The 1,180-nt window shown below is 34.5% G+C and carries 1 protein-coding gene and 1 pseudogene; one reads left to right on the forward strand and one right to left on the reverse strand.

The features are described 5' to 3' along the window. A pseudogene (locus tag F902_RS21935) lies at positions 1-618 on the reverse strand (transposase); the annotation flags it as partial. Between the two features lie 46 nt (positions 619-664). Between F902_RS21935 and F902_RS00475 the strand changes: the two are divergent. After that, on the forward strand, positions 665-1,180 hold a 516-nt coding region (locus F902_RS00475; RefSeq protein WP_005200041.1), incomplete at its 3' end, for a hypothetical protein.

Consider the following 1,180-nt stretch of genomic DNA (forward strand, 5'->3'; position numbering starts at 1 on the left):
ATTGGCATCAATAATTTAAAGCCATCTTGCTCTAATCCGTAGTACCCTAAATCGGTCATAACATATTCACAATGTTTGAATTTCTTAACCGTTTTTCTTGCCAATTTAATATCATGCTGACTGCCATTCGATATATCTAGCCCTATGATTTGTTTGCTGTTCGGATGATAGATCACTTGTGCTTTTAGCGTATGTTTCTTCTTTTTACCACTGTAGAACTTACTCTGATTTTTTTTTTGGACGTTCTATTGAACATTCTGTCGCATCAATAATGACCCAGTTAAAGTGTTCGTCTGCTGTGGTAATGCTTCGTTTTGGCAGAGTAAAACGTCTTGATTTCATCAATGCATCTTCAACCTTTTTAATGGTTCGATTCACATTACTTTCAGCGATATGGTAATTTGCCGCTAATTCCAGTTGAGTGCTGTAGTTCCGTAAGTAATTGAGAGTTAATAACAACTGATCCTCTATATCTAAAGTATGAGGACGACCTGATTTCTTTTTGAGTGATTCTGCTTTTTCTAAAACCTCTACCATTTCAGTAAAAACTTGTCGAGGTACGCCAACCAAGCGTTTGAATTCAGAATCTGAAAAACGATTTAATTTCTGATATCTCATGAAATTTATATTGAGGTGGTTTTTACTTTCGCAAGAGATCTAATATATGAACGTTATTTCGGCAATATTATTAAATGAACACCCTGTCAAAGGATGTATTCAGGATGGAAATGGAAAGACTAAACCATTTCCTATTTTTGCTATTGATGGGCTTCCATTAAATATATGGATAAGTAAAAACACTAGTTTTAAGGATGCAAACTCTTCCGTTCCAGCACATGGTTGGCTATATGACTTTGAAAATAGCGTTCCTTTGAGTAATGCATGGAAACTATTAAAACCTGAAACTTCTGAATATGGTGCAGTATCCACTGTCATACCAATTTTAATTTGTTCTGATGATTTAGATCTTGTCTGTAATGTAATTATGATTGAACAGATGGTGACTGAATCAGAAGTTCAATGGATTCGATTTGGGGTAGCATGGAACAATATGCATGACCTTGTAACATCAGTAGTTTGGGAACAACCTTTTTCATCTCCTGTTTTAACATTTAAATTAAGTGATTTTGAAGAAGCATACAATAATTTGAAAAGCTTAGATAAAGCTTGGAATGAGGGT

The organism is Acinetobacter higginsii (assembly GCF_000369525.1).
Taxonomy (GTDB): domain Bacteria; phylum Pseudomonadota; class Gammaproteobacteria; order Pseudomonadales; family Moraxellaceae; genus Acinetobacter; species Acinetobacter higginsii.